We start from the raw sequence: 14122 nt of genomic DNA on the forward strand, positions 1-14122 counted from the left end.
ACTCCACCGCACGGTCCACGACCACCATCGCACGACCACCACCGGACGGTCACCGCCATCGAGACAGCGTTTTGCACCCCGGAACCGAACGTCGAGGCGTGCAAGTCGTGGGCTACGACCGCTCCGACCCCGCTCTCCGCCTCGCCAGCGACGGCGACCTCTCGCGGCAGGTGCTCGCGCCCGGTACGGACCTCGCGTACACGCTCGGCGAACGACACTGTGCGGGCCGCATCGACTACGAAACCGAGCGCCACGAGTTCTGTGCGAACCCGGCGGCACCCTACTGTCCCACGCACACCGTCCCCTGGTCGGTCCAGTCGAACGCAGACTCGACGGAGGAACACGCCGTCTACCTCGCCGCGTTCGCCCCCGACGTGTTCAAGGTCGGCGTCACTCGCTCGTGGCGACTGGAGACGCGCCTCCGCGAGCAGGGGGCCGACCGCGCCGCGCACATCCACACCGTCAGCGACGGCCGCGTCGCCCGCGACCTGGAGGCCGAGATCGCCCGGGACGTCGGCGACCAGGTCCGCGTGGCGACGAAGGTGGCCGGACTCCACGAACAGGTCGACGAGACGGCGTGGGAGGCACTGCTGGCCGACCACCGCGTCGTCGAGCGCTTCGACTTCGACTACGGCGTCGACCTCGACGCGCGACCGGTCGCCGAGACGCTGCTGACGGGGACGGTCCGCGCGACGAAGGGCCGAATCCTCCTGCTCGACCGCGGCGGCACGACGTACGCCGTCGACCTGCGGGACCTGCTCGGCTACGAGGTGCACGAGGAGGCGGACGGTCGCGCGCTCCAGTCGAGTCTCGGGAGTTTCTGAACGAGGTCGCGAGCGCCGTCGCTCACGACGACTGGAGCGAAAACTGAAAGAACGCGACGACGCGTCAGTTACGCGATTCGAGCGCGTCGGCGATGCGTTCGAGTTCGCGGCGGACGTCGTGGACCTCGTCGCGGACCTTCCGGACCTCGCGGACGAGTTCCTCGTTGGCGCGGTCGTTCTCGCCGCGTTCGCGGGGGTCGGGGCCGCCGCCCATTCCGGGCGGACCGCCGCCCATGCCACCGGGGCCGCCGCCCATGCCGCCACCGCCCATCCCGCCGGGGCCGCCGCCGCCCATCATACCGCCCATCATCTGGGCGAACGGGTTGCCGCCACCGCCCATCCCACCGGGACCACCCTCCTCGCCGCCGAACGCCTCTTCGAGACGCTCCTCGGGCGAGCGGTCGTCGGGGCCGCCCTCGCCCTCGCGCTGTTCGGCGCGCTGCTGTCGGATCTCCTCGACGCGTTCGCGGAACGACTTCTCCTCGCCCGCGTCGTCGCCCGCCTCGTCGTCACCGCTCACGATTGGCTCTTCGTCGGCCGATTCGTCGGACGGCGTCTCCTCCGTCGGGTCGTCGTCACTCATGGGCCGCCCTTCTCGGCCACGTCACAAAAGGATGTGTGACTGGCGTCGGTCGCAAAGTGAGTCGTCAGCGTGGCTACAGTCGACGGACGACCAGCGAGATGCCGACCGCCGCCAGGAGCAGGACGCCGAGGTTGAACGCCGCCTGGTACAGCGGCTGGTAGCGCTCGCTCACCCACACGTCGATGGCGTGGGAGGCGCTGCCGTAGAAGTTCACCGTCGCCACCAGCGCCAGCAGGACGCAGAGACCGAGCGCGCCATAGAGGAGGTACGTCCGCAACTGGTCGGCGTCGAGCGCGGTCCGGGTGCGTGCGCTCGGGCCGTAGTCGGCGTTGGGTCGGTCGACGGCGTCCTCGCCGTCGCGCGTCTCGGAGCTCACGCCGACCGCCTCCGGGCGAGCAGCGCCGTGCCGAGCACCGCGACCAGCGCTACGACGACGCCGAAGCCGGGACCCTGACCGTCGGATTCGTAGGATTGGGTGCGGGCGGGGCGGTCGTCGGTCGGTTCGTCGGAGTCGAAGTCGCTCACCTGGAGGCCGGTGTCGGTGGTGGTCTGGTTCATGGGAATCGTCTTCGTGGGGTCGAGTGCTGCGGGGGCGCGGACGGTGTCGACCACGACGCCGTCGCGCAGCAACACGGCGTCGAGGTAGTAGTTGTACTGCGTCGGGACCGTCAGGTCGAGCGACGCGGTGGCGGTGCGGCCGGGGCGGACCTCGCTGACGTCGACGGTCGACCGGTCGGCGACGATGCCGGAGTCGACCTGCCGGGCCTTGACCAGCAGTTCGACGTCGCCGACCACGTCGTCGCCGGTGTTCGTCAGGAGGGCGTCGACGGCGAGCGTCGTCCGGTCGTCGTCGCTGGCGGCGATTTCGAACTCGACGGCGGGCATCGGCCCGTCGAACCGGTGGAACTGGAGGTCGCTCTCGGCGAACGCGGGCTGGAGCGACCCGACGCCCGAGACCGACCGGCGGGTCTCGACGATTCGGCGCTCGTTCTGGTAGACGATGGACTCGACGCGGTAGTCGCCCGAGCGCGGGACGGTGATGTTCGCGGTGACCGCCCGTTCGCGGTCGCCGTCGACCGTGCCGACCGCGACGGTGCGCTCGGTCTCGACGAGGCCGGACGCGGCGTCGACGGCGCGGACGCGGAGGGTGACGTTGTCGGCCGCGCCGCCGCGGTGTTTCAGTCGGGTCTCGACGCGGAGGGTCGCCGTCTCGCCGGTGACCGCGCCGGTGCCGATGGCGAGGTCGCTCACGGCGAGCCTGCTGGGTGGTTCGGGGTCCTGCTGGGGGGCCGCGAGGACGCCCGGGACGGCCACCATCCCGACGGCCGAGACGAGGACCACCAGCGCGACGCCGGCAGCGAGGACCAGATTCCTATCCATGCACCGACACTCGGGAGGTAGATGATATGCTTTGTGTTCAACAGGTCACGACGAGGAACCATCCGGACGAGCGGCGCGAGGTCTCGTAGCGACCGACTCGTCCGGAGACCGGTGGCGAGCGTCGCCCGAATCGGCGGGGTTTATCCGGTCGCTCCACGAGCGATGCGTATGGAAGCGTCAGTCGGGTCCGATATGGGCCTCGGCCTCGGACTGCTGTTCGGTGCGCTCGGCGTCGGCGGCGCGCTCGTGATGCTCGTCGCCGCGTTCGACGAGATGCAGGTGCTCGCGGGGATGGGGTTCGCCGCCGCGATGGTCGCCGGGACCGTCCTCATCGCCGCGTTGCATCTCGCCGAGCAACCCCGGTGACCAGCGACCGCAGGCCGTAACCGTTAATCCGCGCAATCGCCTAGCGATGGCTATGGCAGAGTTGAGCGAGGAAGACCAGCAGATCCTCGAGTACCTTCGCGACAGCGTCGCGAACGGTAACCAGTACTTCCGCGCCAAACGCATCGCGAAGGGAGTCGGTCTCACCGCGAAGCAGGTCGGTGCCAGACTGCCCCGACTCGCCGACAGCGCCGACGACGTCGACATCGAGAAGTGGGGTCGCGCCAAGTCCACCACGTGGCGAGTAACCCCCGGTGCCTGACCGGAACCCCACGGTAATTTTCCGCTGCGGTTCGTAGTACCCCCATGACCGTACGCGTCGAACGGACGTTCGACCTCGACGCCTCCCCCGAGGAGGTCTGGGCGTTCATCTCCGACCCGCGCAAGCGCGCCGCACCCATCAGCGTCGTCGACGAGTTCGAAGAGACGGGGGAAGGGACCGCCGTCTGGCACGTGAAACTCCCCATCCCGCTGCTCAAACGGACCGCGTCCATCGAGACGGAGGAGACCGACGTCCGACCGCCGGAGTACGTCCGGTTCGTCGGGCGCTCGAAGGTGATGCGCGTCGTCGGCGAACACGAACTCACGCCCCACGGCGACGGCACGCGACTCACGAACCGCTTCACCGTCGACGGGAAGCTCCCCGGCGTCGAGAAGTACTTCGAGCGCAACCTCGACGGCGAACTCGACAACCTGGAGGACGCGCTCCGCCGCGACCTGGCGACCGCCTGAGTATCCATGCGACTCGCCCTCGCGCAACTCGACGTCGAACCGACCGACGTGACGGAGAACGTCGACCGCGCGGTGGCCGCCGTCGACCGGGCGAGCGACCGCGGCGCGGACCTCGTCGTCCTCCCGGAACTGTTCACCGTCGGCTACTTCGCGTTCGACAGCTACGCCCGCAGCGCCGAGTCCCTCGACGGACCGACGCTCACCCGCCTCGCGGAGGCCGCCCGCGACCACGAGGTGGGCATCGTCGCGGGGAGCATCGTCGAGGACCTCGCGACGACCGACGGCGGCCCCGCCGAGGAGGGCCTCGCCAACACCTCCGTCTTCCTCGACCGGGCGGGCGACCGCCGCGCCGTCTACCGCAAGCGCCACCTGTTCGGCTACGACTCCGCGGAGTCCGACCTGCTCGTCGCGGGCGAGTCGCTGCCCACCGTGGACTTCGACGGGTTCACCGTCGCCACGACGACCTGTTACGACCTGCGCTTCCCCGAACTGTACCGCCGCCTCGTCGACGACGGCACCACCCTGGTCTGCGTCCCGAGCGCGTGGCCCTACCCGCGCGTCGAGCACTGGCGACTGCTCCCGCGAGTGCGGGCCGTCGAGAACCTGCTGTACGTCGGCGCGGCCAACGGCGTCGGGACGTTCGAGGACGCCAGCCTCTGCGGTCGCTCGACGGTGTACGACCCGTGGGGGACGACGCTCGCCTCCTCCGACGACGACCCGACGCTCGTCGTCACGGACTGCGACCCCGCAGAGATAGCGCGAGTTCGCGAGGAGTTTCCCGCGCTCAGGGACCGCGAGTTGTAGAGCGAGGTCTGGGACGCTGTCGGAGTTCTCTCGGCTACCGACTAGTCACGAGCGTCTCGTGCCCACCACCCCTCAACCTCGCGCTCGATGATGAGGAAGGCGAGGAAGTAGACCAGACAGGCGGCCAGCCCGCCGAGTCCCAGACTCTTCAGCGTAGCAGCCGAGACGCTCTCGGTCAGACTCACCGTCCACAGGACCACGGCGAACGCGACGATGAGCGCCACTCGCCCGCCGACACCGATGGTCCGGAACCACGCCCCGAACCGCTCGCCCGCGGTGGTGGCGCTCGCCGGCCCCATCGCCAGGATGAAGACGGCGAACCCGACCCCGAACCACCTCCAGACGAGCGTCCCGGTGTACGCAGTGATGGCGACCTGACCGATAGCACCCAGGCCGAGGAGCACCTCCAGCCAGGTCGGCGACCGGTCGGGGAACCAGCGCGTCGCTCGTCGCTGCATCGTTCGCCCCGAGAGACATGTTCGAGCGACAAGTAGGTTCGGTGACTACAGTTCGACGCGCTCGCCGGTCGCCGCCGATTCGAGGACGCCTGCGAGCGCCCGCACGTCGGTCAGTCCGTCCTGTCCGTCCGGTTCTATCTCCCCGTCGGTGGCGACCTGGTGGGCGAAGTAGTCGAACTCCTCGCGCATCTCGTCGGTCGCCTCCGGGGTCAGTTCGACCGTCCCCTCGTCGCGTTCGACCGTGACGTGGCGCGCCTCCTTCGGCAGGAAGGCGTTCTCGACGTGGATACGGCCCTCGGAGCCGACGACGGTGAGCGTCGCGCCGGCCTGGCCGCTGAAGTTCGCCGTGAACGACCCGGTGCAGTCGGGCCAGTCGACGCGGAACGCGACGTGCCGGTCGGCCGCGCGGTACGCGCCGTCGTCGTCGCGCCGCGGGGTGCCGTCGTAGGGGTCGTCGCCGCGCGTCCGACCGGAGACGGCGACGGGGTCCTCGCCGAGCAGGAACCGGGCGGTGTTGAGCGGGTAGACGCCGACGTCGTACAGCGCGCCGCCGCCCGCCAGGTCGGGGTCGATGCGCCACTGGTCCGGGCCGCGCGACCCGCTCATGACCTCGAACGTGAAGTCGCTGTGGACGGCGTTTACGTCCCCGACGAGGTCCGGGAGGGAGTCGCGGAGCCGGCGCATCACGGGGTCGAGCTGCATCCGGTAGGCCGTCATCAGCGGGACGCCCGCCCGCTCGCAGGTCTCGACCGCAGCCTCGGCGTTCGCCACGGTGTCGGCGATGGGCTTCTCCGAGACGACGCCCTTCCCGAGGTCGGCGGCCGCCTCGACGTGCTCGCGGTGGAGCGCGTTCGGCGTCGCGACGTACACCGCGTCGTACGCGTCGCTCGCCTCGCCCGCCGCGTACGCCTCGTAGTCGACGACGCGCTCGATATCGTGCTCGGCCGCGAGGTCCTGTACCTCGTCGGCCGACCCGGTCACGAACACCGTCGGGTCGCAGTAGTCGGCGTCGGCCAGCGACGGGAGGGCGGCACCGCGCGCGAATCCGCCGAGACCGACGAGTGCGACGCGGAGCGTCGTGTCGACGTCGGTGTCCCAGTCTCGCTCGCCCAGCGTCCGGAGGTCGTCTACGAACTGCATACCGGCACCACGACCACCAGCGGGATAGGTCATCGGGCGAGCCGAACCCCACTACATTTATATGGACGAGAACGAAGTACCGTCTGCCGGCACGACGCTTTTCTCGTCAACACCGGCAAGCAAATTCGGCCGCCACCGCGACGCCGTCGGGTTTGGCCCGGAACCCGACGGCAATCCGCGTGCGGACCGTCGCGCCACACTACTTCCGTCCGTCCCCACCTCAGACAGCGGCGCGACCGCCTCCCACTTCAGTTGCCGCTCCAGTCGGTCGGAGGTCTGGGGGGACTCGCGGTCACCGTCTGGTCGTCGACCGGCGACACGACTCCGCGGTCGGATACGATACCGTGAAAAACGCGTACCCGTCTCGACCCGCGTCCCGACCGGGAGTCGGAACCGGACCGTCGAGGACGACGCTCCGGCCGTCTCGACTACCGGAACCGGAACGTCTCGAGGTTCTTCGGCGCGAACGTCCGCATGTTGAACTCGTGGTACAGCGCGCTGGAGAGGTCCTGCACCGACGACTCGTCGCCGTGGACGCAGAGCACCTTCTCCGGGCGCGGGTTCATCGTCCGGACGAAGTTCATCAGCCCCTGCCGGTCGGCGTGACCGGAGAAGCCGTCGACCGTCTCGACGTCCATCTTCAGCTTCAGCGTGTTCGAGCGGCCGCCGCGGCCGTTGATGGGGATCTCGTCCCAGCCGTTCTGGATGCGACGGCCGAGCGTCCCCTGGGCCTGGTAGCCGACGAACACCATCCGCGACTGCTCGTCGGGGCCGAGGTGTTCGAGCCAGGACATGATGGGGCCGCCGGTGACCATCCCGGACGTCGAGAGGATGATGCAGGGGTCGCCGTCGGCGACCTCCTGTCGCTCCTCCTCGCCGCCGTCGATATGGTTGAACTGCGGCGCGAGGAACGGGTTGGCGTCCTCGTGGAAGATGCGGTCGCGCAGTTCGTCGCGGAGGTACTCGGGGTAGGTGGTGTGGATGGCCGTCGCCTCCCAGATCATCCCGTCGAGGTGGACGGGCATCTCCGGTATCTTCCCCTCGCGCATCGCCTCTTCGAGGACGAGCATGATCTCCTGCGACCGACCGACGGCGAACGCCGGGATGACGACCTTCCCGCCCTTGTCGTAGGTCTCGTTGATGACCTCGACGAGGTTGCGCTCGGAGTCCTCCTGGTCGGTCTGGTAGTCGTTGCGCCCGCCGTAGGTCGACTCCATGACGAGCGTCTCGACGCGCGGGAACTCGTTGACCGCGCCGTTGAACAGGCGCGTGTCGTCGTAGTGGATGTCGCCCGAGAACGCGACGTTGTAGAGGCCGTCGCCGATGTGGAAGTGCGAGACGGCGCTCCCGAGGATGTGCCCCGCGTTGTGGAAGGTGAGCTTGATGTCCGGCGCGATGTCCGTGACGTCGCCGTACTCCAGCGGGATGGTGTGCTTGATGGCCTCGCGGACCATCTCGGACTCGTAGGGCGGTGCGCGCCCCTCCTTCGCGGCCACGTCGAGGTAGTCGAGCGTCAGCAGACCCATCAGGTCGCGCGTCGGTTCGGTGCAGTAGATGGGGCCGTCGTAGCCGTACTTGAACAGCAGCGGGATGAGCGCCGAGTGGTCGAGGTGGGCGTGCGTGAGGACGACGGCGTCGATGTTCTGCGCGCCAGCGCCGAGCGCTTCGGGCACCTGCAGGTACGGCACCTCGCCGTCCGCGCCGGGCTTGTCGCCGCAGTCGATGAGGATGCGCGTCTCGGGCGTGTTGAGGACGAACGAGGCGCGTCCGACCTCCCGGCAGCAGCCGAGGGTGGAGATGCGGACCCACTCGTCGTCGGACATCTCCTTGCGGTGGATCTGTCGCCCGACGCGTTCGAGGATGTCGCGGCGGTCCTCGCGTTCCTGCTTGAGGAAGTTCCGGACGTTCGAGACCGTCGAGGACTCGATGGGCGGCGTGCGGACGACTTCGGGCGTCCAGCCGACCTTCTGGGTTATCTCGCGCAGCGTCGACCCGTGGCGGCCGATGACCATACCAGGTTTCTGGGCCTCGATGACCACCTCGCCGGTGTCGGCGTGGAAGTCGAGGTCCGTGACGCCGGCCTCCTCGGGGATGACGCTTCGAATCTGCTTCTCGGCGTCGGTCGGGCGGGAGAGGACGTCCGGGTCGGGGCGGACGGTGATGCGCTTTCGGAGGCGGCCCGCGAGGGTGCGGATGAGGTCGCCGTTCTGCGCGAACTTCTTCGGGTCGCGCGTGTAGATGACCAGTTCCGGCCCCTCGTAACTCACGTCGGAGATGGAGATGTCGTCGGGAACCTCTTCTGTGATCTGTGCTTTCAGGTCGTCGAGTTGCTTCTCTACCGTGCTCATAGCTAGCGGAAACGGGCGGGGTTCCGTGACGCGAGCGCGCCGGACGGACCTCCTGAGGTCCGGGGCGTCGCCCGCGTCGGGATGAAGCAGTACGTCATGCTAGGGAGTCGTGACCGTTGGAACGGCCCGGAAAACCCGCGTTATCTGAGGGTATACCTGCACGATTATAAAAGCCTTCGCAAAGCCGACGTAGGTCGGTCGCCAGTGAGGGGTATGGACATTACCCCCGTCCGGGTCCGTTCGGAGTACAAGTTCGTCCGCGAGCGCCCGATAGCGCCGCTCATCACCGAGGTCCGCGACGCGCTCGGCGACCTGTTCGACACCGACGTGGCGGCCGTCACGACCGAACAGTACCGCGGCGAGGTCGACGCCGTCTTCGCCGACGGCGACCGCGCGGTCAACGTCGCGGCGCTCGTCGCTATCCTCCGCGAACTCGACGTAGAGGGCGACTATCCGGGGTTCGTCGTCGACGAGCGACTCGGGCGCACGCTCGCCGCGACGCTCGCGGGCGGCGAACCGCTGACGACGCTCGCGGAGGCGACGTTCCACTACGCCGACGTGCACGTCCACGGCGACGAGGACGAACGCGCGGGGCTCGACGACCTCGACGCGGCGCTCGCGGCGGGGTTCCAGACGCGACTGCCGGGGTGGGAGTGGCAGGAGCGCGAGAGCCCCTTCGCCGTCTCCGCGCCGGCGGACGAGTAGCACCGACGAACCGACGCGCGCTCGACGAGTTCGACCGAGCGGCGCTCGACGCACCCGAGGGCACCGCGGGACGTTCCGCGGTCGGTCCGTCTACGGTGGTGGCGACCCGGCGGACGTGACGGTGGAGACTGGCGTCCCGCCCCACCCGGACGAGACGCTCGGGTGATGGGGCCCGACGACAGACTGGGACCGACAGGTCGAACCGCGAAACCGAACCGGGTTTCCGTGGACCCGTCACCTCTCCGGTATGGACCGTCGCCGTTCCGTGCTCGCTGGCGTCCGCGACGTGGCCCCGTTCCTGCTCGGCATCGTCCCGTTCGGGTTGATCGCCGGGGCGGCGGTCGTCGCCGCCGACCTCCCGCCGGAACTCGCGGTCGGACTGTCGGTGCTGGTGTTCGCGGGGGCGTCGCAACTCGCCGCCATCGACCTGCTGGGTGCGGACGCGAACGCGGCCGTCGTCGTCCTCACCGTCCTCGTCATCAACCTCCGGATGATGATGTACTCGGCGTCGCTCGCGCCGTACCTCGACCGCCTGTCGCTCCGCGAGCGCGTCCCCGTCGCGTACCTGCTGACCGACCAGGCGTTCGCGCTCTCGGTGACGCGCTTCGAGGAGTCCGCCGACGTGACCCGCACGTGGTACTACCTCGGCGTCGCGCTCTCCCTGTGGACCGTCTGGCAGGTGTGCACCGTCGTCGGCGTCGCCGTCGGGACGAGCGTCCCCGAGGACGTCCCGCTGACGTTCGCGGTCCCGCTGACGTTCCTCGCGTTGCTCGTCCCCGCGGTGAAGAACCGCGCTTCGGCGGGCGCCGCGCTCGTCGGCGGTGGCGTGGCGCTGGCCCTCGTCACCGCACCGTTCAACCTCGGTCTCCTCGCGGGCGCTCTGGCCGGCGTCGTCGCCGGACTGGTCGCCGAACGATTCGTCGGGGTCACACCCACGGAGGCGGAAGACGGCCGTGCGTGAGTCGACCGTCTGGCTCGTCGTCCTCGCGGCGGGCCTCGGGACGTTCGCCATCCGGTTCTCGTTCCTCGCGGTGTTCGAGCGCACCGGGACCGTCCCGCCGCGACTCAGGCGGCCGCTCCGCTACGTCCCACCGGCCGTCTTCGCGGCGCTGGTGGTCCCGGCGCTCGTCTTCGGCGGCGAGGGCTCCGGCGCGGCGGCGTTCACGCCGCTCCGACTGGTCGCGGGGAGCGTCGCGGCGGTGGTCGCCTGGCGCACGGAGTCCGTGCTCTGGACCATCGTCTCGGGCGTGCTGGCGCTCGTCGCACTGGAGGCGCTGGTGCACAGCGGCGTCGTCTAACCCGAGTAGCCGCGGGGGGACACCGACCGGCGTCAGAGATAGCGTCCGAGGTGGTCGTTCGTGTCCCGTCCGTCGACTCGACGACGCCGCAACCCGCTTTCCGAACCTCTTTGCCGTGGTCCGCCCTCACACACGCCGTGCACGACATCGAGCGCTATCTCAACATCCGCAGCGCCTACGGCGCGTCGCTCTCCGAGGGGGGACAGCTCGCCTTCCTGATGAACACGACCGGCACCGCGCAGGTCTGGACGCTGGACGAACCGCGCGGCTGGCCCGAACAGCGCACGTTCTACGACGAGTCGGTCGGCTTCTGCACGTTCTCGCCCGAGCGGGAGGAACTCGTCTTCGGGATGGACGAGGGCGGCGACGAGCGGACGCAGTTCTACCGGCTCGACCTGGCGGGCGACACGGAGGGCGAGATAACCGCCCTCACCGGGATGCCCGACGCGAAGCACCTCTGGGGCGGGTGGAGCCACGACGGCGAGCGGTTCGCGTTCGCGTCGAACCGCCGCGACGAGGGCGTCTTCGACGTCTACGTGCAGGGCCGCGACGAGACGGGCGACGACGCCGAACTCGTCTACGAGTCCGACGGCTGGTACTCGCCCGGCGGGTTCTCGCCGGACGACTCGCGACTGCTCGTCACGCAGGCCACCTCGCTGCTCGACCAGGACGTCTACGTGCTGGACCTCGAATCGGGCGACCTGGAGCACCTGACGCCCCACGACGGGTTCGTGCGCCACCAGAGCGCGACCTGGGGACCGGACGGTGAGTACCTCTACGTCTCGACGGACCACGACTCGGACACGCTCGACCCGTACCGCCTGTCGCTCGACGGCGAGCGAGAGCGGGTAGCGCTGCCCGACGACGAGGAGAACGGCGACTGGAACGTCGGCGGGTTCGGCATCGACGACGAGACCGGTCGCGTCGTCTACTCGCGGAACGTCGACGGCTACACCGAACTCCGGGTCGGCGACCTCTCGGCGGACGGACTGGGAGTCGAGAACGTGACCGAGGTCGACCTGCCGAAGGGCGTCGCGGGCGGCGTCTCGTTCGACGAGGACGCCGAGCAGTTCGCGGTCACCATCACCGGGAGCACCCAGAACACGAACGTCCACGTCGGTGACGTCGCGTCGGGCGACACCGAGCGCTGGACGCTCGCCTCGACGGCTGGCATCCCCGACTCGACGTTCGTCGAACCCGACCTCGTCCGGTTCGAGTCGTTCGATACCCGTGAGATTCCGGCGTACTTCTCGCTCCCCCAGGAGGTGCCCGAGGGCGGCGCGCCGGTCGTCGTCGACATCCACGGCGGCCCCGAGAGCCAGCGTCGGCCGTCGTTCAACCCGCTGAAGCAGTACTTCCTGCGCTCGGGCTACGCCGTCTTCGAACCGAACGTCCGCGGGTCGACGGGCTACGGGAAGGCGTACTCACACCTCGACGACGTGGAGAAGCGCATGGACTCGGTGAAGGACATCGAGGCCGCTGCGGGGTGGCTGAAGAGCCACGAGGCCGTCGACGGCGACCGCCTCGTCGCCTACGGTGGCTCCTACGGCGGATTCATGGTGCTCGCCGCGATGACGGAGTACCCGGACCTGTGGGCCGCCGGCGTCGACGTCGTCGGCATCGCCAACTTCGTCACGTTCCTGGAGAACACCGGCGAGTGGCGGCGCGAACTGCGCGAGGCCGAGTACGGCAGTCTCGCCGACGACCGCGAGTTCCTCGAGTCCATCTCGCCCATCAACAACATCGACGCCATCCGCGCACCGCTGTTCGTCATCCACGGCGCGAACGACCCGCGCGTCCCCCTCGGCGAGGCGGAACAGGTCGCCGAGCAGGCCGCCGAGCACGTCCCCGTCGAGACCCTGATATTCGACGACGAGGGCCACGGCCTCTCGAAACTGGAGAACCGCATCGAGGCGTACTCGGCCGTGGTCGAGTTCCTCGACGACCACGTCTGAGGCGTCGGGACGCGACGCTCGACCCACCTTCACCACTGATGGTTCGGAGGTAGTCACGGCAGAGTAAGCACAGATTGCACGCGGCGTATCCTCTGCTTACCTGCTACGGTCGGTGATTCTTTTCTTCGGTTCAGTCACCCCTGAAGACACTCCGTTCGGGGTGTACTCACGACGTACCGACACTCTTCGCCGAGGAACGGTCACAGGGGTTTATACGCGATGCTGGTAACGGTCGGGGTATGTCTCGGGGGGAGACCTACGACCGTGTTCGCTCCATCCTCTCGTCGCTGCGCGGGACGTACGGCCACTGCCCGGTCCGGCAGACGACCATATCGGTTCCGACGACGACCTACGACCGACTCCGGGGGCTCGCCGAGCGGAGCGTCGTCGACGTCGGCGTCCGCGTCAACAACGCCCGCGGCGAGTCGCTGGTCGTCCGCAACGAGGGCGGCTGGACCGACCCATGCGGTCACGTCGAGGACGGCGAGTCCATCGAGGCGGGGGCCTGTCGCGTGTTCCACGAGACGGCCGACTTCACCTGCGACATCGAGGGACTGCTCGGCATCACCATCCTCTGTCTCACGGACGCGAGCGACGCCGCCCGTGCCCCCATCTACCGCCTCGGCGCGCTGTTCGACGGCGGCCGGACCGAGGGCACAGGCTGCGAGGAGTGTCAGTGGCGGCCGGTGAAATCGGGGCCGTTCGTCGGGGCCTACTAGCCCACCTTTTATCCACGACTGGGGGCTCGCTCGCTACCGCTCGCTCACCCCCAGAGGGTAAAAGCTGGACCGAAAGGACTCCTTCACCCCCTCAGTCGCTCGTTTCACTCGCTTCTTCGGAGGTTCAGTCGCCCCGCTCGCTCACTTCGTTCGCTCGCGGTACAGTGCGTGAGCGTTCCGCACAGCTACCGAACGCCTTTGTCGGGGTACTGACTTCATCGAGCTATGCCCGGCGCACGAGTCGCACGTGGTGAGCGTGTGACGCTCCGAACGACCGAGAAAGAGGACCTCCCACTGCTCCAGCGGATGCGGACCAACCCCGAACTCCGATACCCGCTCGCGACCAGACTGACGAGCCGCGACGAGATGGCGGCTGAGTGGCCACACGACGATGACACCGACCGATTCACCGTCTGTCTCGACGGGGAGGGCGCGGGCCCGGGGACGCCCGGCGAGGACGACACGCGGGCCATCGGGTTCGTCAACGTCGAGGACGCGTCGTGGCGACGCCCCGAACTCGGCTACGGTCTCGTCGGGGAGGTCCACGGCGAGGGCTACGGGAAGGAGGCCGTCGCGCTGGCCGTCGACTACACCTTCCGGACGTACGAGCACCCGGCGGTCGGTGCTGGCGCGTTCGCGTTCAACGACGCCTCTCGTGGCCTGCTCGAATCGCTCGGGTTCACCGAGGAAGGCCGTACTCGACGGGACATGTTCGTCGACGGCGAGTACCGCGACATGGTGCAGTACAGCCTGCTCCGTGAGGAGTGGGAGGAGCGGTGAGCGCGGTCGTAT

At 69.1% G+C, this 14122-nt stretch carries 17 protein-coding genes; 11 read left to right on the forward strand and 6 right to left on the reverse strand.

Annotation, left to right across the window (positions count from 1 at the left end; genetic code table 11):
* The first annotated feature begins 98 nt into the window (after positions 1-98).
* Positions 99-824, forward strand: a complete 726-nt coding sequence (locus tag MX571_RS18295; RefSeq protein WP_247419440.1) for a DUF2797 domain-containing protein — start codon at positions 99-101, stop codon at positions 822-824.
* A 64-nt stretch (positions 825-888) separates the two neighbouring features.
* On the opposite strand, the gene MX571_RS18300 is transcribed toward MX571_RS18295, so the two are convergent.
* The 3 genes from MX571_RS18300 to MX571_RS18310 all read right to left on the reverse strand — a co-directional run bounded on the left by MX571_RS18300 (position 889) and on the right by MX571_RS18310 (position 2787).
* The gene (locus tag MX571_RS18300; protein ID WP_247419441.1) at positions 889-1407 is read right to left on the reverse strand and encodes a hypothetical protein; all 519 of its coding nucleotides are present in this window, start codon (positions 1405-1407) and stop codon (positions 889-891) included.
* Positions 1408-1480: 73 nt separating this feature from the next.
* Positions 1481-1783 carry a DUF8060 family membrane protein gene (locus tag MX571_RS18305; protein WP_247419442.1) on the reverse strand — a complete coding sequence of 101 codons (303 nt, stop codon included), beginning with the start codon at positions 1781-1783 and terminating at the stop codon, positions 1481-1483.
* Positions 1780-2787 (reverse strand): DUF7490 domain-containing protein, encoded by a 1008-nt coding sequence (locus tag MX571_RS18310; RefSeq protein ID WP_247419445.1) that lies wholly within the window; start codon positions 2785-2787, stop codon positions 1780-1782. Before MX571_RS18310 ends, MX571_RS18305 begins: the two co-directional genes overlap by 4 nt.
* Positions 2788-2955: 168 nt before the next feature.
* Here MX571_RS18310 and MX571_RS18315 point away from each other — a divergent pair, with 168 nt between their 5' ends.
* The 4 genes from MX571_RS18315 to MX571_RS18330 are packed head-to-tail and all read left to right on the forward strand — an operon-like array spanning position 2956 to position 4707.
* Positions 2956-3153 (forward strand): DUF7525 family protein, encoded by a 198-nt coding sequence (locus MX571_RS18315; RefSeq protein WP_247419448.1) that lies wholly within the window; start codon positions 2956-2958, stop codon positions 3151-3153.
* 52 nt (positions 3154-3205) lie between these two features.
* A complete protein-coding gene (locus MX571_RS18320; protein WP_247419450.1) occupies positions 3206-3433 on the forward strand; it encodes a DUF7123 family protein in 228 nt (75 codons plus the stop codon).
* Positions 3434-3477: 44 nt separating this feature from the next.
* Positions 3478-3903 (forward strand): SRPBCC family protein, encoded by a 426-nt coding sequence (locus tag MX571_RS18325; RefSeq protein WP_247419453.1) that lies wholly within the window; start codon positions 3478-3480, stop codon positions 3901-3903.
* A gap of 6 nt (positions 3904-3909) precedes the next feature.
* Entirely contained in the window at positions 3910-4707 is a 798-nt protein-coding gene (locus tag MX571_RS18330; protein WP_247419456.1) for a carbon-nitrogen family hydrolase, read from the forward strand.
* A 41-nt stretch (positions 4708-4748) separates the two neighbouring features.
* Here MX571_RS18330 and MX571_RS18335 read toward each other — a convergent pair whose 3' ends face one another.
* The 3 genes from MX571_RS18335 to MX571_RS18345 all read right to left on the reverse strand — a co-directional run bounded on the left by MX571_RS18335 (position 4749) and on the right by MX571_RS18345 (position 8653).
* Entirely contained in the window at positions 4749-5165 is a 417-nt protein-coding gene (locus MX571_RS18335) for a hypothetical protein (RefSeq protein ID WP_247419457.1), read from the reverse strand.
* 45 nt (positions 5166-5210) lie between these two features.
* Positions 5211-6305, reverse strand: coding sequence for a D-xylose 1-dehydrogenase Gfo6 (gfo6, locus tag MX571_RS18340; RefSeq protein WP_247419459.1), 1095 nt, complete (start codon positions 6303-6305; stop codon positions 5211-5213).
* A gap of 428 nt (positions 6306-6733) precedes the next feature.
* Entirely contained in the window at positions 6734-8653 is a 1920-nt protein-coding gene (locus MX571_RS18345; protein WP_247419461.1) for a beta-CASP ribonuclease aCPSF1, read from the reverse strand.
* A gap of 213 nt (positions 8654-8866) precedes the next feature.
* Between MX571_RS18345 and MX571_RS18350 the strand changes: the two genes are divergently transcribed.
* From MX571_RS18350 to MX571_RS18375, 6 genes are all read left to right on the forward strand, one after another.
* Complete coding sequence (locus MX571_RS18350; protein WP_247419470.1) at positions 8867-9358, forward strand: DUF7984 family protein; 492 nt, start codon at positions 8867-8869, stop codon at positions 9356-9358.
* Positions 9359-9605: 247 nt separating this feature from the next.
* Positions 9606-10319, forward strand: coding sequence for an AzlC family ABC transporter permease (locus MX571_RS18355; protein ID WP_247419472.1), 714 nt, complete (start codon positions 9606-9608; stop codon positions 10317-10319).
* Positions 10312-10656, forward strand: a complete 345-nt coding sequence (locus MX571_RS18360) for an AzlD domain-containing protein (RefSeq protein WP_247419474.1) — start codon at positions 10312-10314, stop codon at positions 10654-10656. Before MX571_RS18355 ends, MX571_RS18360 begins: the two co-directional genes overlap by 8 nt.
* Positions 10657-10793: 137 nt before the next feature.
* Positions 10794-12611, forward strand: a complete 1818-nt coding sequence (locus tag MX571_RS18365) for a S9 family peptidase (RefSeq protein ID WP_247419484.1) — start codon at positions 10794-10796, stop codon at positions 12609-12611.
* 239 nt (positions 12612-12850) lie between these two features.
* Positions 12851-13330 (forward strand): NUDIX domain-containing protein, encoded by a 480-nt coding sequence (locus tag MX571_RS18370; protein ID WP_247419487.1) that lies wholly within the window; start codon positions 12851-12853, stop codon positions 13328-13330.
* A 225-nt stretch (positions 13331-13555) separates the two neighbouring features.
* Positions 13556-14110, forward strand: a complete 555-nt coding sequence (locus MX571_RS18375) for a GNAT family N-acetyltransferase (RefSeq protein ID WP_247419490.1) — start codon at positions 13556-13558, stop codon at positions 14108-14110.
* The last annotated feature ends 12 nt before the right edge of the window (positions 14111-14122 follow it).

The sequence above is a fragment of the Halomarina salina genome, assembly GCF_023074835.1.
Classification (GTDB): domain Archaea; phylum Halobacteriota; class Halobacteria; order Halobacteriales; family Haloarculaceae; genus Halomarina; species Halomarina salina.

What these genes read in the sequence shown, in the direction of transcription:
- MX571_RS18345 (WP_247419461.1), bottom strand. Translation starts at nt 8,653, where the DNA reads ATGAGCACGGTAGAGAAGCAACTCGACGACCTGAAAGCACAGATCACA.
- MX571_RS18355 (WP_247419472.1), top strand. Translation starts at nt 9,606, where the DNA reads ATGGACCGTCGCCGTTCCGTGCTCGCTGGCGTCCGCGACGTGGCCCCG.
- MX571_RS18310 (WP_247419445.1), bottom strand. Translation starts at nt 2,787, where the DNA reads ATGGATAGGAATCTGGTCCTCGCTGCCGGCGTCGCGCTGGTGGTCCTC.
- MX571_RS18335 (WP_247419457.1), bottom strand. Translation starts at nt 5,165, where the DNA reads ATGCAGCGACGAGCGACGCGCTGGTTCCCCGACCGGTCGCCGACCTGG.
- MX571_RS18320 (WP_247419450.1), top strand. Translation starts at nt 3,206, where the DNA reads ATGGCAGAGTTGAGCGAGGAAGACCAGCAGATCCTCGAGTACCTTCGC.
- MX571_RS18315 (WP_247419448.1), top strand. Translation starts at nt 2,956, where the DNA reads ATGGAAGCGTCAGTCGGGTCCGATATGGGCCTCGGCCTCGGACTGCTG.
- MX571_RS18370 (WP_247419487.1), top strand. Translation starts at nt 12,851, where the DNA reads ATGTCTCGGGGGGAGACCTACGACCGTGTTCGCTCCATCCTCTCGTCG.
- MX571_RS18350 (WP_247419470.1), top strand. Translation starts at nt 8,867, where the DNA reads ATGGACATTACCCCCGTCCGGGTCCGTTCGGAGTACAAGTTCGTCCGC.
- MX571_RS18330 (WP_247419456.1), top strand. Translation starts at nt 3,910, where the DNA reads ATGCGACTCGCCCTCGCGCAACTCGACGTCGAACCGACCGACGTGACG.
- gfo6 (WP_247419459.1), bottom strand. Translation starts at nt 6,305, where the DNA reads ATGCAGTTCGTAGACGACCTCCGGACGCTGGGCGAGCGAGACTGGGAC.
- MX571_RS18300 (WP_247419441.1), bottom strand. Translation starts at nt 1,407, where the DNA reads ATGAGTGACGACGACCCGACGGAGGAGACGCCGTCCGACGAATCGGCC.
- MX571_RS18325 (WP_247419453.1), top strand. Translation starts at nt 3,478, where the DNA reads ATGACCGTACGCGTCGAACGGACGTTCGACCTCGACGCCTCCCCCGAG.
- MX571_RS18375 (WP_247419490.1), top strand. Translation starts at nt 13,556, where the DNA reads ATGCCCGGCGCACGAGTCGCACGTGGTGAGCGTGTGACGCTCCGAACG.